Below are 20,572 nucleotides of genomic sequence, written 5' to 3' on the forward strand. Positions count from 1 at the left end.
AGATTTGCCATGACCACTGCCCTTATCCTCTTCGCCCACGGCGCCCGCGACCCGGAATGGTCTAATCCGATGCGCCGCGTGCAGGCCGCCATTCGTCAGCGCATGACGAGCGTGCCGGTCGAACTGGCCTTTCTCGAATTCATGAGTCCGACCCTGCCGGAGCGGGCGGCCGAGTTAATTGCGCAGGGCGCCGACAAGATTGTCGTGATGCCGATGTTCGTCGCCCGTGGCGGACATTTGAAGAAGGAAACGCCGGAGATGATCGAAACACTGCGGTCGACCTACCCGAATGTCGATTTTTCACTGGGCAACGCCATCGGCGAGCACGAGCTGGTGGTTCAGGCCATGGCGGCGGCGGCGCTCGAGGTCGCTGGCCTGTAGCTTGCTAGTTAAGTCTCATGATCACCGTACTCGTCATTGATGAATCCCGTTCCCGCGCTGGCGAAATCTGCGCCGGGCTTGCCTTGGCTGGCTACCAGGTTGCCGCCATTCTGGCCGGCTCGGAAAACCTGACAGCCGAGGTCGAGCGTCTGCAGCCCGACGTCATCCTGATCGACACCGACAGCCCGAGCCGCGATACCCTCGAACACCTGGCGGCAATGAACAAGGATATGCCGCGCCCGGTCGTCATCTTCACCCAGGAAGATGGCCAGTCAACCATCCGCGATGCCGTCAAGGCGGGCGTTTCGGCCTATGTGGTCGACGGTCTCGACCCGAAACGGATCAAGCCGATAGTCGAAGTGGCGCGGGCCCGTTTCGAGGATACCCAGGCCTTGCGCCGCGAACTCGACGAGGTCTCGCAGAAACTGACCGACCGCAAGCTTGTCGACAAGGCCAAGGGCGTTCTGATGAAGGCGCGTGGCCTGGACGAGGATGCGGCTTATCACGCCATGCGCAAGCTGGCCATGGAGCGTGGTCAGTCGATGGCCAAAGTGGCGCGTGACGTCATCGACATGGCGCGCGTGCTGCTCTAAAGCTGTGCGGCAAAGCTGCTTGCTGCACTGCAATAGTGCATCGGTGCCGGCCCGGTAGGGCAAGAAAAACAAACTCCAAGTTATTGAAAATAAAGTAGTTATTTGTATCTAGTGCGAAATAACTAGGGCTGGCACGGCCATTGCAATAGTCCTGTCAAAACGCACGGTCAAAGGCGGCCGGGCGAGAATCGAGTTAAAGCCGATTCAAGGACAAGGGCGTCCATCCGAGCTGCCAACCGGCGGCCAGGATGTGACGCCCATTTTGTTTTTAGATTCTCGCAATCAAGGAGCAAGCAATGGAAGACAATAAACTGGCCGTGCCGGAAGTCGTCGCTGACAAGCCGGGCTTTTCACGTCGTGATTTCGTTTCAACTGCCTTGGGAGCCTCTCTGATGGCCATGGTCCCTCCTGGTGTTCGCAGTGGCGCATGGGCCGCTGGTTCGGACGCCCCAGAAAAAAAGGAAGTCCGTATCGGCTTCATCCCACTCACCGACTGCGCCTCCGTCGTGATGGCTTCGGTCATGAAGTTCGATGAGAAGTACGGCATCAAGATCATCCCGACCAAGGAAGCCTCGTGGGCTTCGGTCCGCGACAAGCTGGTCAATGGCGAACTCGACGCTGCCCACGTGCTGTACGGCCTGATCTACGGCGTGCAGCTCGGCGTCGGCGGCCCGAAGAAGGACATGAATGTGCTGATGGGCCTGAACCACAATGGCCAGGCCATCACGCTGTCCAACCAGCTCAAGGACAAGGGCGCCACCGATGGCGGCAGCCTGGCCAAGCTGGTCGCCAAGAAGGAACGCGAATACACCTTCGCCCAGACCTTCCCGACCGGCACCCACGCCATGTGGCTGTACTACTGGCTGGCGGCGCAGGGCATCAACCCGCTCAAGGACGTCAAGACGATCACCGTGCCGCCTCCGCAGATGGTCGCCAACATGCGCGTCGGCAACATGGATGGTTTCTGCGTTGGCGAACCGTGGAACAACCGCGCCATCATGGACAACATCGGTTTCACGGCAACGACGACCCAGGACATCTGGACCGACCACCCGGAAAAGGTGCTCGGCACGACAGCCGATTGGGTGAAGCAGAATCCGAACACGGCGCGTGCCGTAGTCGCCGCCATTCTCGACGCCAGCAAGTGGATCGACGCCTCGATCGCCAACAAGCAGAAGACGGCCGAAACCATCGCCCAGAAGGCTTACGTCAATACCGACACCGAAGTCATCGTCGCCCGCATGCTCGGCCGCTACCAGAATGGTCTGGGCAAGAGCTGGGATGACAAGAACTGCATGAAGTTCTTCAACGAGGGGACGGTCAATTTTCCTTATCTCTCCGACGGCATGTGGTTTCTGACCCAGCACAAGCGCTGGGGCTTGCTCAAGAGCCATCCGGATTACCTGGCGGTCGCCAAGCAGGTCAATCGCATCGACATCTACAAGCAGGGCGCCGCCGCAGCTGGCGTTGCGCTGCCGAAGAGCGAGATGCGAACCTCGAAGCTGGTCGATGGCGTGGTCTGGGACGGCAAGGATCCCGCCAAGTACGCCGACGGTTTCAAGGTCAAAGCTTAAAGCCAGCCCGGAAGCGTCATTCCCGCGAAAGCGGGAATCCAGAAGTACGCATCTGGATTCCCGGTCAAGCCGGGAATGACGGTTCACCCAACGCTTAGGAGAGAACCATGAGCGCACTGACGATGAATGTTGAATTTGGGGCAAAAATTCCGGTTGACCGTGGAATTGAGGAAGTCGCCATTGTTGAAGCGACGGCAGCGCCCGCCAAGGAAAAGAAAATGGAAAAAACCACAACCGTGCCGACCGAGCCAGGCACGCCCTTCACCGAGACGCTGGCCAGCATTGGCCGCGCCGTCCTGCCGCCGCTCCTGGGCATGGCGATACTGATCGGCATCTGGTACATCGCCACGATGAAAGGCGGCAGTATTCCCGGCCCGGTCAAGACCTGGGATGCCGCCACCATCCTGTTCGCCGACCCGTTCTACAGCAATGGCCCGAACGACCAGGGCATCGGCTGGAACATCCTGTCCTCGCTGCAACGCGTCGGCATCGGCTTCGGCTTCGCGGCGCTGGTCGGCATTCCGCTCGGCTTCATCCTTGGTCGCTCGGCTTTCCTGTCGGCGATGATCAACCCGATCATCAGCCTGCTGCGCCCGGTTTCTCCGCTGGCCTGGCTGCCGATTGGTCTGCTCGTCTTCCAGCGGGCCGACCCGGCGGCGACCTACACCATTTTCATCTGCTCGATCTGGCCGATGATCATGAACACCGCCCAGGGCGTCCAGCGCGTGCCGCAGGATTACCTCAACGTTGCCCGCGTGCTGGCGCTGTCCGAGTGGAAGGTCGTCACCAAGATCCTGCTGCCGGCCGTGCTGCCCTACATCCTGACCGGCATCCGCCTGTCCATCGGCACCGCCTGGCTGGTCATCGTTGCTGCAGAAATGCTCACCGGCGGCGTCGGCATCGGTTTCTGGGTGTGGGACGAGTGGAACAACCTGAAGGTGGAGCACATCATTATTGCCATCTTCGTCATCGGAATCGTCGGCCTGATTCTCGAGCAAAGCCTGATCCTGCTCGCCCGGAAGCTGACCAAGGAATCGTCATGAGCGGAGCGCACAACATGGAAAAGTACGTCCAAATCGAATCTGTCGGCCAGACCTTCGACACCAAAAAAGGCAAGTTCGTCGCCCTGCGCGACATCAACCTGACCATCAAGCAGGGCGAGTTCGTGGCGCTGATCGGTCACTCCGGTTGTGGCAAGTCGACCCTGCTTAACCTCATCGCCGGCCTGACCCTGCCGACCGATGGCGTATTGCTGCTCGAAGATCGCGAAATTGCCGGCCCAGGCCCGGAACGTGCCGTGGTCTTCCAGAACCACAGCCTGCTGCCCTGGCTGACCTGCTTCGAAAACGTCTATCTGGCCGTCGAACGGGTGTTCGGTGCCAAGGAAGGCAAAGCGAAGCTGCGTGAACGCACGGCCGCCGCGATCAGTCTGGTTGGCCTCGATCACGCCAGCGGCAAGTATCCGAACGAAATTTCCGGCGGCATGAAGCAGCGCGTCGGCATCGCCCGGGCGCTCTCCATGGAACCGAAGGTTCTGCTCATGGACGAGCCGTTCGGTGCCCTCGACGCGCTGACCCGCGCCAAGCTGCAGGATGAGTTGATGCGCATCTGCGAGGCGACCAAGGCGACCACGGTCATGGTCACCCACGATGTCGACGAAGCCGTGCTGCTCTCGGACAAGATTGTCATGATGACTAACGGCCCGGCGGCGACCATCGGGGAAATCCTGGAAGTTAACCTGCCGCGTCCGCGCCATCGCCTGACCCTGGCCCACGACCCGGACTACATCGGCTACCGCGCCGCAGTGCTCGAGTTCCTCTACGAAAAACAGGCGCACGTCGAAAAACAGGCGGCCTGAACCCTTCAGTCGATTCATCGTCGCCGCGCTCTCTCCAAAGCGACTTTTGCCCGCCGGATAAAACCGGCGGGCTTTTTCTTGATCTATCCCCTTTGCTTTCCCGCTGGCGGGGCGCTAAGGTTAGACAATTCGTTTTCGGGCAATGATTGATGCTAGCCAACCCCGGCAAGCTCTCGCGCAAGATCATCGGTATGCTGGTGGTCTTTTTTCTGGTGGCCGCCACGGCTATCGGTCTGACGCTGCTTATTTCCTGGCAACTGGAAGGTGTCGCTGCGGCAATTAATGATGCCGGCAGCCAGCGCATGCGGACCTACCGCATGGGCCACTTGATGGCGCGCGACCTCGAGGCGAAGGCGCCTGAAGCCGGCGCTTCGCAGGCCTTGAGCGAAGAAATGCAGCGTTTCGACAAGGTTTTGCGTGACCTGCAGCAAGGTGATCCGGAGCGGCCGTTGTCGCCGCCGCGCAATGCCGAGGTGCAGGAACACCTGCATAAGGTTGAACAGGTCTGGCGTGATACGGTGCGTCCACTGGTCGCAGGCTATCTGGCTGGCGTTCGGGGCGAGCGCGAGGGCGCCGTCGATCATTTCGATGCCGAGCTCGAGCCCTTTGTCAGCAAGATCAACGAGCTGGTGCTGGCGATGGAGCGTACCTACACCTTTGATACCAATTTGCTGCGTACCGTGCAGGCGGCGCTGGTCGCCCTGGCGATCATTGGCACCATCGTTCTGATCCGCTATTTTTCGCGGCTGGTCATCAGGCCGGTCGGCGTCCTCCACGCCGGCATGCAGCGCATGACCAGCGACGACCTGACGGTGCGGGTTCCGGTCTCCAGCGATGACGAACTGGGCGGGCTGGCCTTCGGCTTCAACCAGATGGCGGAGCATCTGCAGAATGTTTACAACACGCTGGAACAGCGAGTCGAGGCCGAAACCCGCCGTCTCGCCCAGCGTAATCATGAATTGAGCATCCTCTATTCGGTGACCACCTTTCTCAGCGAACCGGCCCCGGTGACAGTGCTCAGCGAGGGGTTTCTCGACCGGATCATGAACGCCCTGGGGGCCGATGCCGGCGCCGTGCGCATGTATGAACAGCAGTCGGACCGGCTGTTTTTGATTACCCATCAAGGGCTGTCCGTCGATTTCCTCGACTACGAGGCGGAAATGAATTGTGGTGATTGCCTGTGCGGCGAGGTCTTCCAGACCGGCATTTCGGCCGCCTTTGCCACGGTCAACCCGCCGGAAGGCATGAAATTGCGCACCTGTATCCGCGAAGGTTTTGCCACGGCGACCGCCTTCAGCATTCTTTACGACAAGCAGAAACTCGGCGTTTATAACCTCTATTTCAAGCGGCCGCAGGCGCTCTCCGAGCAGCAGATCCATCTGCTTGAAACGCTCGGGCATCACCTCGGCGTCGCAATTGAAAACCAGCGCCTCAAATCGCGCGAGAAAGAACTGGCCGTTTCCGAGGAGCGCAACCTGCTTGCCCAGGAGTTGCACGACTCGATTGCCCAAGGCCTGGCTTTTCTCAATATTCAGGTCCAGTTGCTGCAGGATTCGCTGCGTAAGGGCAAGGTCGAAGAAGCGATGCAGACCGCTGGTCAACTGCGCGAAGGCGTGCAGGAAAGCTACGACGACGTGCGCGAATTGCTCGTTCATTTCCGGACGCGCGTCCATCAGTCCGACCTCGATACGGCCATCCAGTCCACGCTGGAAAAATTCGAGGGACAGACCGGGATCGCGACGGAATTCGAGCGCATCGGCAGCGGCGCGTCGCAGGTGCCGACCGACGAAATCCAGATCATGCACATCGTCCAGGAGTCCCTGTCCAACATCCGCAAGCACGCCAAGGCCAGCCAGGTGCGGGTTGTCGTCAAACGTGAAATTGGGCGGATTGGTGTCGATATCGAGGATGATGGCGTCGGCTTCGATCCGGAAAACGATCCGAATTGCTTGTCCGACCGCCATGTCGGGCTGAAAATCATGCGCGAACGCGCCCACCGCATTGGCGGCGAATGTCGCGTCGCATCGAAACCCGGCGAAGGTTCCCGGGTTACATTGACCCTGCCCCGCGCAAACAAAGAGGTTGTCTGAAATGAGCGAAAAAATCCGTGTCCTGCTGGTTGACGACCACACGCTGTTTCGCAGCGGAATCAAGTCGCTGCTCCAGCGCAATGATGATTTCGAAGTCGTCGGCGAGGCCGGCGACGGGCTTGAAGGCATCAAGCGCGCTCGTTCGCTGAAACCCGACGTGACCTTGCTCGATCTCCACATGCCCGGCGTGTCGGGACTCGAAGCGGTCAAGGTCATCGCCGAGGAAATGCCGGAGGTCAGCGTCTTGATGCTGACCGTGTCGGAGGATGCGCAGGATCTGGTCGATGCCTTGCGGGCCGGGGCCAGCGGTTATCTGCTCAAGAATATCGAAACCGACGCCCTGATCGATGCCATCCGGCGGGCCGCACAGGGCGAGTCAGTCGTCTCGCAGCAAATGACGGCGAAACTGATCCAGGGTGTGCGCAATCCGCCCAAAGCCGAGGCCGGGAGTGGTGAGCGCGATCGCTTTTCGCCGCGCGAACGCGACATCCTGCTTTCTCTGGCGCATGGCGAGAGCAACAAGGAAATTGCTCGCAAGCTCGATCTGGCCGAGAGCACGGTCAAGATTCACGTCCAGAACATCTTCAAGAAACTGAACATGAGCAGTCGCGTGCAGGTTGCGCTCTACGCTGTCGAACACGGCTATGCGCAAACGCGACACGCCTGACCCACTGGCGTCGGGGCGTGGTGTGTTTGCTACGGTCAACCGGAAATTTTGGCCAAAATTGAAATGAAAAAACCCCGACCTTGACGGTGGGGCTCGGTTCGCACTACCTGTTTGCGAAGATACAGTCGCTAATTTGACGGTATCGGGTGAGTCCGCTGCAGATGTTCGTAGGTTTGCGCCAAATCCTTCACGTGCTGGTAATGACCTGATTCAAGCGCCTGCTGCATGTTCTCGATAATCATCGAATGCAGACGGCAAACGCCATCGGGTGAGCACAACAATACTTCACTCATTTCGGCAGCAACCGTGATCGGGATATGTTCGTGCTCTGCGATGGCCTCGATCTCGCCTCGATCGAGGTCACAATAGTCAATAACGTCCTGAATAGACAGCATAAGCTCCTCCTGGATAGGAAAAATAATAAGTCAGGTTGAAACCCCTAGCTTGCTATTTTTGTTCTGTCCGCCTTGTCGTTATTGTCGGTGGAGGATCATCTTATTGTGGCTGAAAAATTGGGAAAGGCAAGCGATCGTCGAAGTCAGATGCGCAGGCGGCCTTCCGGCAAGGGATGGGCCAATTGCAGGCGGCTGATCGTTGGCAGGAGGTCGAGGCGGGTGTCTTTTTTCAGTTGTACGGCGCGGGCGCGCAAGTCGTCCAGCGAGACATCGACCGGCTCGCCACCGGTCGCAAAGGCGATGGTGTTGCCGCTGTCGCACGACGGAAAAACGGCGATACGGCGATCAAACGCCGAGCGGATGCGATCGACGCTACCGGCAAAACCCCTGTTGCGGCCGAGCAGGTTGATGCTGCACAGCCCCTTGTCGCTCAGTCTGGCACGGCAGGCCTGGTAGAAAGGCTCGGTGTCGAGCACGCCGGCTTTCGCCTCGGGGTCGTAACCATCGATCAGCATCATGTCGAAACGCCGGTCGCCGCCCAGCATGTAGTCGGCGCCGCAACCAATCACCACATCAAGGCGACGCGGGGCGTCCGGCAGCTTGAAATACTGGCGTGCGATGAACTCGACCTGCGGATTGATCTCGACCACCGTGATCCGGCAATCGGGCAGGTAGCGGTAAATGAACTTGGCCAGCGAGCCGGCACCGAGTCCGACGAGAAGGGCGCTGCGCGGCCAGTGGCTGGTTGGCCGCATGAGCAGCCCGGCCATCATTTCTCGCGTGTAGGCCAGTTCCAGCGACCACGGGCGGGCAATGCGCATGGCGCCCTGTATCCAGTCGGAGCCGAAGTGCAGATTGCGGACGCCGCTCTCTTCGCTGATATCGACGGCATGTTGGGGGGGCTTTTTTGCTGGTCTCATGGCCTTGCGCCGAGGAATGGGGCTGGTACCCCCAGGTGGAATCGAACCACCAATTCGCCCTTAGGAGGGGCGTGTTATATCCATTTAACTATGGAGGCATTCAGCGGAGCGCATTGTACCGATGAGGAAAGCATTATGATAGATTTGAAAATCACAATATAACGATACGGGGATATTTGTCATGTTTGCTGGTTTTGCCCGACGCCCTATTGCTCAGCAATTGATATTCGCAACGATTGCTGCCCTGATTGCCGTGTTTTCAATTCTCGCTTTGCTGGTTCAGAGCAAGGCCGATAGTGCGGCTGTTGCCGTCGCCGAAAGGAATCTGGAGCACGAAGCAAAGCTGATGGCCAGCATGCTGGATTCCATATTCAGCGGCGTGCAGGTCAGAGGCGACGCGGAGTCTCAATTCTTCGTCAAATTCATTGGCGGCCAGCCCGAACTCGGGGTTGGCATGATCAAGACCGGTGCGATTGACTTGCCGGTGGTCAGGCTGGGCAGTGAAGTCCTCAATGGCAATGATCGGCTACTCAAGGCATTTCGCGATTTGACTGGCGACGATACAGCCTTCCTCGTCATTCACGACAAGAAGCTCTATCGTCTGGCCACCTTGTTGAAGGACAAGGACGGCAAATACATGAACGGCGTGCCGATTCCCGATGGCGATCCGGTGGCCAAGGCCATTTTGGCCGGACATGACTATCAGGGCCTGGCCATACGCGGTGGAAAATACAATTTCAGCACCGTCAAGTTGCTCAAAGGGCCGGATGGAAAAGCTTGGGGCGCCTATTCAGTGCGCATTTCGCTCGATAATGATTTGAAGCGCATCCGCGACCAGTTTGGCAGCCAGGTTGCTGGCAAGACGGGCTACGTTTTCATCGTGCGGCCGACTGACGAGAAAGGTATCGGCGAGTTCGTGCTGCACCCCAAGTTGCAGGGCATGATGGTTGGCGAAACGGATGTGCCGGCTGTTGCCAAGACGGCGATTGCCGAACTGCTGGCCAAGAAGACGGGGTTGGTTCGTTATGCCATGACCGATGCCTCCGGCGCCGAGCGCGAAAAAATCGTCTATGGCGCCACTTCCGCGGCCTGGGGATGGACAGTGGCAACCGGTAGCTGGCTGGACGAGTATCTCGAAGAAAGCCACGCCCTGCGCAATATGGTCATCCTGATCAGCATCGCTGCCGCCGTTTTGTTGGCGACTATCGTCTATCTGTTGGTCAGTTTCCGTCTGCGTGGCTTGGGGCAGATGGTCGAGGCGGTGAAGCGGATCAGCAACGGAGATTTGCGCGCCTCCGGGCTTGAGGCGGTGGAGCCTGATAGTCGCAACGAGGTGCACGTCATCGGCAACACCTTCCGGCTGATGTCGGAAAGCGTGCGAAATCTGGTGCGCGGTGTTTCTGCCTCGTCGTCGCAAGTTGGCGCCGCGGCGAATGAGTTGCAAAATGCCGCCCGGTCGGCTTTGGCGGCATCCGAGCAGGCCTCGACTTCGGCTTCGGGCATCGCCGCTTCCGTCGAGCAATTGTCGGTGAGCATCACCCATGTTGCAGATAACGCCAATCATGCGGCACAGATTTCGGAGAGCGCCAAAGAAGTCACGGGTTCCGGGCGTCAGGTGGTGTCCAGCGCGATGCTTGAACTGGAGCGCGTTGCCGGTGAAATCAACGAGTCGGCCGTGCTGATCGAGTCGCTCGGCGAGCGTTCGAAGCAGATATCCAGTGTGGTCGGCGTGATCCGCGAAATTGCCGATCAGACCAATCTCTTGGCGCTCAATGCCGCCATCGAGGCGGCACGGGCTGGCGAGCAGGGGCGCGGTTTTGCCGTGGTTGCCGACGAGGTCCGCAAGCTGGCCGAGCGGACTTCCGTGTCCACGCAGGAAATCGCCACCACGGTTTCGGCTATCCTCGATGAAACGGGGCGGGCCGTGCAGCGCATGCAGAGCGTTAGCGCCAACATGAGCGGCAGTGTCGACATGGCGCGACAGGCCGGCGAGTCGTTGCAGATCATTGACCAGCGGGCGCAGGAAACGGTGGAAGTTGTGCATGGCATTGCCGATAGCACCCGGGAACAGAGTGCGGCGAGCCAGGAAATCGCCCGGCTGGTCGAAAACATTGCCCAGGCTGCCGAGGGCAGCAACAGTCGCGCCCTGCAAAACAGTGATCGAGCGCAGAACCTGCAGCGCATGGCCGATGACTTGCAGGCGCAGTTGGCACGCTTTACCACCTGATTGTTCCGCTAGCGGCTAAAATTCGGCTCTTCCCAACGCGGCGCCCTGTGGGGCGCCGTTTTTATTGCGACCAATGCCCTACCTAAAACTTTCCTCTGCCTGCCTTGCCTACGGCCATGTGCCGCTCCTCGATCACGCCGATTTCCTGCTCGATCCGGGCGAAAGGGTCGCCCTGATTGGCCGTAACGGCACCGGCAAGTCCTCGATGCTCGCTGCCATGGCTGCCGGCTCCGGGCGCGGCCGGCTTGATGATGGCGAGGTCTGGGTACAGCCGGGCATCCGCGTCGGCTACGTGCCGCAGGAGCCGCCATTCGACATGGAGGCGACGGTCTTCGAGGCGGTCATTTCGGGCATGGGCGAGAACGCCGCGATTTTGGCGGAATACCACGAGGTATCGCACAAGCTGGGCGAAATCGATGCCGATCACGATGTCCTGCTCGAACGCATGTCGGAGCTGCAGCACGAACTGGAATCGCGTGGTGCATGGGCTTTCGAGGCGCAGGCCGAGCGGGTCATCGAGCGTTTCAGTCTGGATGCGGATGCCAAGGTCGGCAGCCTGTCCGGCGGTCAGAAGAAGCGTCTGGCGCTGGCTCAGGCCCTGGCCGTCGCGCCTGAGGTGTTGCTCCTTGACGAGCCGACCAACCACCTCGACATCGCCGCCATCGAATGGCTGGAAAACCTGCTCATCGAATCTGGCGTCACGCTGTTTTTCATTACCCACGACCGTTCCTTCCTCGACCGCGTGTGCACCCGCATCGTCGAGCTCGATCGTGGCAAGCTGGTCAGCTTTCCCGGCAGTTTCAAGGATTACCAGTTCCGCAAGGAAGCCATGCTGCACGAGGAGGGCCTGGCCAATGCGCGGGCCGACAAGCTGCTCAAGGAAGAAGAAATCTGGATTCGCAAGGGCGTTGAAGCGCGGCGGACGCGCGCCGTGTTCCGCGTCCAGCGGCTCGATCAACTGCGGGCCGAACGTCAGGCCCGGCGCGAGCGGATGGGCAAGGTCAATCTGCAACTCGACTCAGGCGACAAGAGCGGCAAGCTGGTGGCCGAACTCGAGCACGTCTATAAATCCTACGGTCAACGGGAAATTGTGCGCGATTTCTCAACCCGCATTCAGCGTGGCGACAAGATCGGCCTGATCGGCCCGAACGGCGCCGGCAAGACGACGCTGCTCCGCCTGATTCTCGACGAAATCAAGCCGGATTCCGGCATCGTCCGCCAGGGCACGAAAATGGATATCGCCTATTTCGACCAGTTCCGCACCCAGCTCGATCCCAATTCGACGCTGTCCGACGTCATTTCACCGGGCTCGGACTGGGTGGATATCGGCGGTGCCCGCAAACACGTGATCGGCTATCTGGAGGATTTCCTGTTCGCACCAGAACGTGCCCGTTCTCCCGTCAGTTCGCTGTCCGGCGGTGAGCGCAATCGTTTGCTGCTGGCCCGCCTGTTCGCCAAGCCGGCCAACGTGCTGGTCCTCGACGAACCGACCAACGACCTCGACATCGAAACGCTGGAATTGCTCGAAGAGTTGCTGCAGACCTACGAAGGTACGCTGTTTTTGGTCAGCCATGACCGGACTTTCATCGACAATGTCGTTACCCAGACCATTGCCGCCGAAGGCGACGGCACTTGGAAGGAATACGCCGGCGGTTACACCGACTGGGCGACCTACAAGGCCAGCCTGGCCAAGGAAGCGCCGAAGGCCAAGGCAGAAACCAAGCCCGCCGCCAAGGCCGCTGAGCCCATCAAGGCCGTCGAGCCGGCCAAGGCGAAAGGCGAAAAGCTGTCGTGGAAAGAGCAGCGTGAACTGGAGGATCTGCCCGGAAAAATCGCCGGCCTGGAAGCCGAACAGGCCGAACTGGGCAAGCGTCTCGCCGATGCTTCCCTCTACCAGACCGATCCGGATGCAGCGCAAAAGGCCTCCGACCGTCTGGCCGCCATCGATGATGAACTCATAGCCATGCTCGAACGCTGGGAAGGGCTCGAAGCACGCGCCGGGAACCCGGCGTAATCCTCATGCTCCAACGGGCCTTGTCCGGGATCATTCATGAATACAACAAACACTAGCTGGCGCACGCCGACGCTCATCCTGATTGCCGGCTGCGTCATTCTGACGCTGTCGATGGGCGTCCGCCACACGGCGGGCCTCTTCCTGCAGCCGATGTCGGCCGACAACGGCTGGAGCCGCGAGACTTTCTCGTTTGCCTTCGCCCTGCAGAACCTGGTCTGGGGCCTCGGCTCACCGTTTGCCGGCGCCATCGCCGATCGCTATGGCGCCGGGCGCACCTTGTTTGTCGCGGCGACACTCTATGTGCTCGGGCTGGTCCTCATGTCGGTGTCGCCGACGCCGCTGACGCTTGATCTCTCAGCCGGCCTGCTCATCGGCCTTGGCCTGTCGGGAACAACCTTTCCTGTCATCATGGGCGTCATCGGCCGCCATACGACGCCGGAAAAGCGCAGCCTCGCCCTCGGTATCGCCAGTGCCGGCGGTTCGTTCGGCCAGTTTGCCGTGCTCCCCGTCGGCCAGATGATGATCTCCAACTATGGCTGGGAGAGCGCGCTCGTCCTGCTCGCCTGCGGTGTCGGACTGATTGCCCCGCTGGCCTATGCCATGGCCGATGGCCACAAGCCGTCGGCCGGTGCTGGGCAATCGGTCGTCGAGGCGCTGCATGAGGCAAGCCGCGAGCGCAGTTTCCACTACCTGTTCTGGGGCTATTTCGTGTGTGGCTTCCAGACGGCTTTCATCATGCTGCATCTGCCGTCCTATCTCGTCGATGCCGGCATGTCGGCCAACATTGGCATGACGGCGGTGGCGCTGATTGGCCTGTTCAATATTTTCGGCTCTTTCTATTTTGGCTGGGCCGGCGGGCGCTCGAGCAAGAAAAACCTGCTCGTCTGGATCTACGGCCTGCGCGCCGTGGCCATTTTGATTTTCATGCTGGTTCCGCTGTCGACCGCAGCAGCCTGGATATTCGCTGCCGTCATCGGCATCCTGTGGCTCGGTACCGTGCCGCTGACCAACGGCCTGATCGCCCAGATTTTCGGGCTGCGCTACATGTCGATGCTGACCGGCGTGGTCTTTCTCGGCCACCAGCTCGGCAGCTTCCTTGGCGCCTGGCTCGGCGGGCGGATTTTCGACGAAACTGGCTCTTACTCGCTGGCCTGGTCAATCTCGATCGGCTTGTCGATTCTGGCTGCCATCTGTTCGTGGCCGGTCAGCGAGAAACCGCTGGCCCGACTGAGCGTGGCAACGTGAAGCCGAACTGGCGCTGGTTCCTCGGTGGCGTTGGCGTGGCGCTGGTTGTGCTGTTGCTGGCGTTGATCTTTGCTGCTTACCAGATGCCCGAGCTATTGCTCGACTGGGCCAACCTGCGATTCTGCGGGTAGCGCACTAGGCCAGGGCGGCCTCTCCGTCAGCCTCGCGGGCCGGTACCGGCAACAGGCCGAGGCGCTGGCGAACGGTGTCCGGCGTGACATTAAGCAGCTCGCCGATATCCTTGTAGTCGTCGGGCAGCGCCGGGTCTTCCCAACTGTAGGACGAATGACGGGCGAGGCGGACGGCCAGCGTGACGTTTTGCACGCGCGGGTTCTCTGCGTTGTCTTCGTCGATCAGCGTGCGCAGCAATTCAGGCAGATTCCAGACGCGGCAGAGTTCAAGCTGGATTTCGTGGAAGGTGAAGCCAAGGGCCTGCTTCTGCGCATCGGCGCTGCGCATGGTCGGGTTGGCCTTCTGCTGGTCGTGAATAGCCAGCCCGAGGCTCGGTGCAGAACACCAGACCAGAATTTCGGCAAGGTCGTGCAGCAGCGCGGCAATACGCACCTCTTCCATATTCACGTCATGCCGCCAGACTGCCCAGTCCTGCGCGTAGTCAGCTGCTCGCTGGGCTCGGCGAACGATTTGCAGGACGCCCAGCAGAGCATGTGGGCCCGCCTCCTTGAGTTGGTCTTCGATCGTAAACAGTTCGCTGAAGTGATTGAAAAATGGCTCGATGCCAGCCATGACGACCGAGCTGGCAATGGTTGTGATGTCGTGCTGCAGGGAGCGTCCGCGCATCGGCTGGGTGAAGGCAAGGACGCGGACAGTCATGATAGGGTCCTGGAGGATCAGCCGGGCTAGTTCACGGGCGTCGACGCGGTCAAGATTGGCCCGCATTTCTTCGATTCGCCGCTTGGTGATGCGGAGGATAGGCAGCGTATTACTGCTGAAGAGAAGAGCCCAGGCATCAAGATCGGGTAGCGGGTGGTCGAGCATGAGTGGCTGGCTTTCGCGAAGAGAAATGGGCTGTCGGCAGGGAGTTTAAGGGGGAGGGCGGTGCCGGGCAAGCGCGCTGGCATGCGATAATCCGGGCCGGTCAAATTATCCATTTTCAGCCATGCGCTACGCCATAGTTCCCGTTACCCCCTTCGAGCAAAACTGCACCATTTTCTGGTGCGAGAATACCCGCCAGGCCGTTGTCATCGATCCGGGTGGCGATGTCGAGCGCATCCAGCGGTTTTTGGCAGATGAAAAGCTGACCCTGGTCAAAATACTCGTTACGCATGGCCACATCGACCATGCCGGGGGGGTTGCGTTGCTGGCCGAGCAGAGCGGGGTCAGCATCATCGAAGGTCCGCACGAGGAAGACCGTTTCTGGATCGAGGGCATGCCGCAGCAGAGCAAGATGTTCGGTTTTCCCAATGTGCGCAGCTTTGAGCCGACGCGCTGGCTCAAGGATGGCGACAAGGTCAGTTTCGGCGAGGTTGAGCTGGATGTGCTGCATTGCCCCGGCCACACGCCCGGGCACGTTGTCTTCTACCACGCGCCGAGTCATCTGGCCCAGGTCGGCGATGTGTTGTTCCAGGGCTCAATCGGGCGGACTGACTTCCCGCGCGGCGATCACGACACGCTGATTCGCTCGATCAAGGAAAAGCTCTTTCCTCTGGGTGACGACGTAGAATTTGTGCCCGGCCATGGGCCGATGTCGAACTTTGGCGAGGAGCGCAAGTACAACCCCTTCCTGAGTGGCCGCTTTGGCTGATCAGGCGCCTGCGTGGATTTTCGAAGCCCAGCCATAGGCTTCGAGTTGGGCAGCGAAGTAATCATTGCTGTCGATGCCAAGGTCCTTAAGCCTGACTGATGCCAATTTCAGGTCGTGCTTGTCGACGGCGGTGACGGCGGCCAGAAGCTCGCCCAAGCCGCCTTGGTGTTCGACCAGCGCTTTCTGCGCTGCTTCGGGCAGTGGAAGCTGGCGCATGATTTCCGGCATGGACATGCCGAGTAATACGTCAAGCAGAGAGAAGGTCCCGATCATGAAGGCTGTATCGGCTAGCTGCTCGGGGGGCAGTTCTGGAGTTATGTGCTGGGCCAGTAGTTCAAAGAGGCGGCCGCGTGCAGCCGCTTTTTGCAGCAGTGGATTGGGGTGTTGACCGTTGTTCGGGTCGGAATAGACCAGCAATTGCAACCAGCGCTGCAACTGCCGACGGCCAAGCAGAGTGATGGCCTGGGTAAAGCTGGTGATCGGGCTGCCTGGCGAAAGGGCGGCTGAATTGACGAGCCGAAGCAGGCTGTAGGAGAGCTTTGGCTCTTCGCGGAAAATAGTGTCGAGGGCGCTGGCGTCAGCATCATCCGCGATCAGGGTGAGCAATTTCAGCAACTTCAGGCGAGTTATGTCGGCCTTCGCATTCGGGGTTGAGCGTGTTTGCAGAAATTCGCAAGTCGACAGGACGCAGGCATTGTTCAAAATCCACTCGCGATCGTTGTGGGTGTGCACATCCGTGGCAACCAGCGTGGTGCGACTGGCCAGGCCGATCAGGATAAAAGGCGGCAGGCTGCGGGCGTGGCTGCTGCCAATCAGCAGGTAGTCCCAACATCCGGCACCTGGCAGCTTGGAGTCAGATGTCGCTGCCAGCCCTACCTTGCGCCGAGTCAGGCGAAGACTCGCCTCAAGTTCGCTCAGTGCATCGGCATCCTGTGGGGCGGGATGGCTCGGGAAGACGGTGACTGAACGTTCGGTCAACAAGCCGGCATCATATCCGCCAGCAATTGCCGGCATCAACCATGGGAGTCGTTGATCAAACGTGTCGAGCAGCGGCGAGGAAAACAGCCGTGCCAGCGTCTCGCGATCGGTTTTTCCGGGAGCGAGTTCTATGCTGAAGCCAGACCACGACTCATCCGCGCCGAGAAGCGGATAAACAAAAACTAGGCCAGTGCCGGGCATTGATTGTTCTCCGGATTATTTTGAGCAATGTTAGCAAACTTGATCATGGCCGTGTCCTATGTAATTCGCAAATAGGCTCGTTTTCCCGGTTGACCGTGGCATCACCGTATAATTTGCCGATGTCTCCCGAGTATTGGTCCCAAGCTGCAGTCGAATTGTCGCGCCAGGATCCGACGATGGCGGAACTGGTCGAGCGTTATACAGGGGTGTCGCTTGCTTCGCGTGGCGATGCTTTCGGTACTTTGGCGCGTTCGATTGTCGGTCAGCAGATTTCCGTCAAGGCCGCAGATGCGGTTTGGGGGCGATTTGTCGGGCAAATCGGTGAAGTGGTGCCGGTCCGCGTGGTTGAATTGGGCGAGAGCGGCTTGGTCGGCTGTGGCCTATCCAGACGAAAAATAGAATATCTTTGGGATCTGGCCGGACATTTTGTCAGTGGGCAACTTGATCCTTCAGCCTGGTTGCAGTTGAGCGACGAAGAGATCATTGCCGAACTGACCGCTGTTCGCGGTATCGGTCGGTGGACAGCCGAGATGTTCCTGATTTTTCACCAGTTGCGACCTGACGTTTTTCCGCTCGACGACATCGGCCTGCAACGTGCCGTCTGCGAACGATATTTCGCCGGAGAAAAGCAGACTCGCCGAGCCCTCGCCGAGTTCGGAGAGCGCTGGCGCCCCTGGCGTTCAGTCGCCACCTGGTATCTGTGGCGCAGTCTCGATCCGGTGCCCGTCGAGTACTGAAACGGTAGCCTTCTTACCTTTGGGGTAAAATGCGCGCCAACTTAGCAAACGAGCAGTCCATGAAAACTAGTTTCCTCGACTTCGAACAATCCATCGCCGACCTTGAAGCCAAGATCGAAGAACTGCGTTTCGTGCAGGATGATTCCGCCGTCGATATCTCGGAAGAGATCGAGCGACTGGAGAAGAAGAGCGGCCAACTGACCAAGGATATCTACGCCAAACTGAGTCCGTGGCAGATTTCCCAAGTGGCGCGCCATCCGCAGCGTCCCTACACACTGGATTACCTGTCGCTGATCTTTACCGACTTCGAAGAACTGCATGGTGATCGTGCCTTCGCTGATGACCATGCCATCGTTGGTGGCCTGGCTCGCTTCAACGGTCAGTCGGTCATGGTCATTGGCCACCAGAAGGGGCGCGATACCAAGGACAAGATTTATCGCAACTTCGGCATGCCGCGTCCAGAGGGCTATCGCAAGGCACTACGGCTGATGAAGCTGGCCGAAAAGTTCGGTATTCCGGTCATGACCTTCGTCGACACGCCGGGTGCCTATCCGGGTATCGATGCCGAAGAGCGCGGCCAGTCCGAGGCAATTGGTCGCAATCTGTACGTGATGGCTGAACTGAAAGTGCCGGTCATCGTCACCATCATCGGTGAGGGTGGTTCCGGCGGTGCGCTGGCCATTGCCGTCGGCGACACCGTGCAAATGCTGCAATACTCGACCTACTCGGTGATTTCGCCGGAAGGCTGCGCTTCGATTCTCTGGAAGAGCGCCGAAAAGGCGCCGGAAGCTGCCGAGACCATGGGTATCACGGCGCAGCGCCTGAAAACCCTGGGTTTGATCGACAAGATCATTAGCGAGCCGCTGGGTGGAGCGCACCGCGATCACGCTGCGATGGCGCAGAACCTCAAGAAGGCCCTGCAGGATGCACTGAAGCAGCTATCCGGCCAGTCGACTGCCGAACTTCTGGCCACCCGCTACGAACGGCTGATGAGTTATGGCCGCTACAAGGAACAGCCTGTCAGCTGATCTTCGGAAACGGGTAGGCGCTTTCCTCTCCACCCGTCTCCAGCCGGATGCCCGCCTTTGGGTAGGGCTGTCCGGCGGTTGTGACTCTGTTGTCCTTCTCCATGTTCTGAGCAATCTCGGCCTCGGCGAGATTGCGGCCATTCATGTCCATCATGGGCTATCGCCCAATGCCGACGCCTGGGCAGCGTTCTGTGCCGACTATTGCGAGCAGCTTGGAATTCCGCTGGCTATCCGTCATGTGGCGGTAGATACGTCGTCCGGGCTTGGTCTTGAAGCGGCTGCCCGTGCTGCGCGTTATGCGGCATTTGCCGAATGTACCGGCGATAGTCTGGTCCTGGCGCAGCATCGCGGCGATCAGGCTGAAACTGTCTTGTTTAACCTGTTGCGTGGCACCGGGCTGACCGGCGCGGCGGGAATGCCGGTTGAGCGTCGTTTTGGCCGGCTGCGTCTGTTGCGGCCGCTGCTGGATATTTCCCGGGCTGAAATCGAGCGCTATGCCTTGGACGAAGGTCTGGCGTGGGTCGACGACGAGAGTAATGTCGATACCTCTTTGACCCGAAATTATCTTCGCCATGAGGCGTTGACCACGATAACTCAGCGCTTCCCATCGGCTGAAGCTTCTCTGGCTCAAGCAGCAAGCCACTTCGCTGAAGCGGCCGGTCTGCTCGATGAGCTTGCCGCCCACGACTGGCAACTGGTTGCCGAGGGTGAAGCAGCGCTCATGCGGCCCTTGCGCCAGCTTTCGCTGCCCCGCCTGAAGAACCTGTTGCGCTATCGCCTGCGTTCCCTGGGGTGGCAGGTTCCGGTCGCGGCCCGCCTTGAGGAGTTCGCTCGACAACTGCAATCTGCTGCTCCGGATCGTCACCCGGAACTGATGTTGCCCGGTGGGAAAATGCGTGTGGCGCGTGGCCTGCTCAGCTGGCTGCCGGAAAAATAACAAAGTGTTACCAAGCGCCTTTCCGCGGTGAATGGCCTTCAGTTACAATCAACAGATTACTTATTCCATAAACAGGCCATGATTACTGGATCCATTGTCGCCATCGTTACGCCCATGCATGAGGATGGCAGCCTCGATTTGAACGCTTTCCGCAACCTGCTCGACTTCCATGTCAGCGAAGGGACCGATGGCATCGTGGTCGTCGGAACGACTGGCGAGTCGCCGACGGTCAATGTCGAGGAACATTGTGAACTGATCAAGGTCGCGGTCGATCATGTCGCCGGCCGTATCCCGGTCATTGCCGGTACCGGCGCAAATTCGACGGCTGAAGCGATCGAATTGACGGAGTTTGCCAAAAAGGCCGGCGCCAATATGGCCCTGTCCGTCGTTCCCTACTACAACAAGCCGACACAGGAAGGCCTCTATCGCCATTTCAAGGCGATTGCCGAAGCCGTCGAACTGCCTGTCCTGCTCTATAACGTACCGGGCCGCACCGTCGCCGATATGTCGAACGACACCATTTTGCGTCTGGCCGAAGTTCCCGGCATCGTTGGCGTCAAGGATGCGACCGGCAATATCGACCGCGCTTGCGATCTGATTGCCCGTGCGCCCAAGGATTTCGCCCTGTACACCGGCGATGACATGACCGCCGTGGCGACCATCAGCCTTGGTTTTCATGGCGACATCTCGGTAACTGCCAACGTCGCGCCGCGCCTAATGCACGAGATGTGTGTTGCCGCCGCGAGTGGCAACATCGTCAAGGCGCGTGAAATCCACTTCAAGCTGCTTGGATTGCATCGCGATCTGTTCTGCGAAGCCAATCCGATTCCGGTCAAGTGGGCGGTGCACAAGATGGGCCTGTCGCCCAACGGCATCCGTCTGCCCCTGACCACCCTGTCCGAAGCCAGCCATGCCCGTGTTCTGGCCGCCATGCGCCAGGCTGGCGTTCTTGCCTGAGCGGAGTG

Annotated in this window: 20 protein-coding genes and 1 tRNA gene; 16 read left to right on the forward strand and 5 right to left on the reverse strand. The window is 59.7% G+C overall.

Annotated features, from left to right (window positions below; all coding sequences use genetic code 11):
- The first annotated feature begins 9 nt into the window (after positions 1 to 9).
- The 7 genes from WBK19_RS12375 to WBK19_RS12405 all read left to right on the forward strand — a co-directional run bounded on the left by WBK19_RS12375 (position 10) and on the right by WBK19_RS12405 (position 7,163).
- Positions 10 to 381 (forward strand): sirohydrochlorin chelatase, encoded by a 372-nt coding sequence (locus tag WBK19_RS12375; RefSeq protein WP_511290136.1) that lies wholly within the window; start codon positions 10 to 12, stop codon positions 379 to 381.
- A gap of 17 nt (positions 382 to 398) precedes the next feature.
- Complete coding sequence (locus WBK19_RS12380; RefSeq protein ID WP_494648713.1) at positions 399 to 974, forward strand: ANTAR domain-containing response regulator; 576 nt, start codon at positions 399 to 401, stop codon at positions 972 to 974.
- Positions 975 to 1,270: 296 nt separating this feature from the next.
- The gene (locus tag WBK19_RS12385) at positions 1,271 to 2,548 is read left to right on the forward strand and encodes a CmpA/NrtA family ABC transporter substrate-binding protein (RefSeq protein WP_511290138.1); all 1,278 of its coding nucleotides are present in this window, start codon (positions 1,271 to 1,273) and stop codon (positions 2,546 to 2,548) included.
- 107 nt (positions 2,549 to 2,655) lie between these two features.
- Positions 2,656 to 3,591, forward strand: coding sequence for a nitrate ABC transporter permease (ntrB, locus tag WBK19_RS12390; RefSeq protein ID WP_511290140.1), 936 nt, complete (start codon positions 2,656 to 2,658; stop codon positions 3,589 to 3,591).
- Between the two features lie 14 nt (positions 3,592 to 3,605).
- Positions 3,606 to 4,406, forward strand: a complete 801-nt coding sequence (locus WBK19_RS12395; RefSeq protein ID WP_511290594.1) for an ABC transporter ATP-binding protein — start codon at positions 3,606 to 3,608, stop codon at positions 4,404 to 4,406.
- A 149-nt stretch (positions 4,407 to 4,555) separates the two neighbouring features.
- The gene (locus tag WBK19_RS12400) at positions 4,556 to 6,496 is read left to right on the forward strand and encodes a type IV pili methyl-accepting chemotaxis transducer N-terminal domain-containing protein (RefSeq protein WP_511290142.1); all 1,941 of its coding nucleotides are present in this window, start codon (positions 4,556 to 4,558) and stop codon (positions 6,494 to 6,496) included.
- A 1-nt stretch (position 6,497) separates the two neighbouring features.
- Positions 6,498 to 7,163, forward strand: coding sequence for a response regulator (locus WBK19_RS12405; RefSeq protein ID WP_511290144.1), 666 nt, complete (start codon positions 6,498 to 6,500; stop codon positions 7,161 to 7,163).
- Positions 7,164 to 7,291: 128 nt separating this feature from the next.
- Here the strand turns inward: WBK19_RS12405 and WBK19_RS12410 are convergent, their stop codons facing one another.
- The 3 genes from WBK19_RS12410 to WBK19_RS12420 all read right to left on the reverse strand — a co-directional run bounded on the left by WBK19_RS12410 (position 7,292) and on the right by WBK19_RS12420 (position 8,576).
- On the reverse strand, positions 7,292 to 7,558 hold the full coding sequence (locus WBK19_RS12410) for a hypothetical protein (RefSeq protein WP_511290146.1): 267 nt from the start codon (positions 7,556 to 7,558) through the stop codon (positions 7,292 to 7,294).
- 143 nt (positions 7,559 to 7,701) lie between these two features.
- Complete coding sequence (locus WBK19_RS12415; RefSeq protein ID WP_511290148.1) at positions 7,702 to 8,478, reverse strand: spermine/spermidine synthase domain-containing protein; 777 nt, start codon at positions 8,476 to 8,478, stop codon at positions 7,702 to 7,704.
- A 23-nt stretch (positions 8,479 to 8,501) separates the two neighbouring features.
- Positions 8,502 to 8,576 (reverse strand) — tRNA-Arg (locus tag WBK19_RS12420).
- Between the two features lie 83 nt (positions 8,577 to 8,659).
- Between WBK19_RS12420 and WBK19_RS12425 the strand changes: the two genes are divergently transcribed.
- From WBK19_RS12425 to WBK19_RS12440, 4 genes are all read left to right on the forward strand, one after another.
- A complete protein-coding gene (locus WBK19_RS12425; RefSeq protein ID WP_511290150.1) occupies positions 8,660 to 10,705 on the forward strand; it encodes a methyl-accepting chemotaxis protein in 2,046 nt (681 codons plus the stop codon).
- A gap of 73 nt (positions 10,706 to 10,778) precedes the next feature.
- On the forward strand, positions 10,779 to 12,719 hold the full coding sequence (locus WBK19_RS12430; protein ID WP_511290152.1) for an ATP-binding cassette domain-containing protein: 1,941 nt from the start codon (positions 10,779 to 10,781) through the stop codon (positions 12,717 to 12,719).
- Between the two features lie 36 nt (positions 12,720 to 12,755).
- A complete protein-coding gene (locus WBK19_RS12435) occupies positions 12,756 to 13,964 on the forward strand; it encodes an MFS transporter (protein ID WP_511290154.1) in 1,209 nt (402 codons plus the stop codon).
- Complete coding sequence (locus WBK19_RS12440; protein ID WP_511290156.1) at positions 13,961 to 14,095, forward strand: hypothetical protein; 135 nt, start codon at positions 13,961 to 13,963, stop codon at positions 14,093 to 14,095. Before WBK19_RS12435 ends, WBK19_RS12440 begins: the two co-directional genes overlap by 4 nt.
- A 4-nt stretch (positions 14,096 to 14,099) precedes the next feature.
- Here WBK19_RS12440 and WBK19_RS12445 read toward each other — a convergent pair whose 3' ends face one another.
- Positions 14,100 to 14,960 (reverse strand): HDOD domain-containing protein, encoded by an 861-nt coding sequence (locus tag WBK19_RS12445; RefSeq protein ID WP_511290157.1) that lies wholly within the window; start codon positions 14,958 to 14,960, stop codon positions 14,100 to 14,102.
- Positions 14,961 to 15,081: 121 nt separating this feature from the next.
- Here WBK19_RS12445 and WBK19_RS12450 point away from each other — a divergent pair, with 121 nt between their 5' ends.
- Positions 15,082 to 15,726, forward strand: a complete 645-nt coding sequence (locus tag WBK19_RS12450) for an MBL fold metallo-hydrolase (protein ID WP_511290159.1) — start codon at positions 15,082 to 15,084, stop codon at positions 15,724 to 15,726.
- Here the strand turns inward: WBK19_RS12450 and WBK19_RS12455 are convergent, their stop codons facing one another.
- On the reverse strand, positions 15,727 to 16,905 hold the full coding sequence (locus WBK19_RS12455) for an EAL and HDOD domain-containing protein (protein WP_511290161.1): 1,179 nt from the start codon (positions 16,903 to 16,905) through the stop codon (positions 15,727 to 15,729). It abuts the gene before it with no gap.
- Positions 16,906 to 17,081: 176 nt separating this feature from the next.
- Between WBK19_RS12455 and WBK19_RS12460 the strand changes: the two genes are divergently transcribed.
- The 4 genes from WBK19_RS12460 (at position 17,082) to dapA (ending at position 20,564) form a co-directional block, all read left to right on the forward strand.
- Entirely contained in the window at positions 17,082 to 17,642 is a 561-nt protein-coding gene (locus WBK19_RS12460; protein WP_511290163.1) for a DNA-3-methyladenine glycosylase family protein, read from the forward strand.
- 59 nt (positions 17,643 to 17,701) lie between these two features.
- Positions 17,702 to 18,670 (forward strand): acetyl-CoA carboxylase carboxyltransferase subunit alpha, encoded by a 969-nt coding sequence (locus tag WBK19_RS12465; protein WP_511290165.1) that lies wholly within the window; start codon positions 17,702 to 17,704, stop codon positions 18,668 to 18,670.
- Positions 18,639 to 19,607, forward strand: a complete 969-nt coding sequence (gene tilS / locus WBK19_RS12470; RefSeq protein WP_511290167.1) for a tRNA lysidine(34) synthetase TilS — start codon at positions 18,639 to 18,641, stop codon at positions 19,605 to 19,607. Before WBK19_RS12465 ends, tilS begins: the two co-directional genes overlap by 32 nt.
- Before the next feature lie 78 nt (positions 19,608 to 19,685).
- Entirely contained in the window at positions 19,686 to 20,564 is an 879-nt protein-coding gene (dapA, locus tag WBK19_RS12475; RefSeq protein WP_511290169.1) for a 4-hydroxy-tetrahydrodipicolinate synthase, read from the forward strand.
- Positions 20,565 to 20,572: the final 8 nt, after the last annotated feature.

It is taken from the genome of Azonexus sp., assembly GCF_049652925.1.
In the GTDB taxonomy this organism is placed as follows: Bacteria; Pseudomonadota; Gammaproteobacteria; order Burkholderiales; family Rhodocyclaceae; genus Azonexus.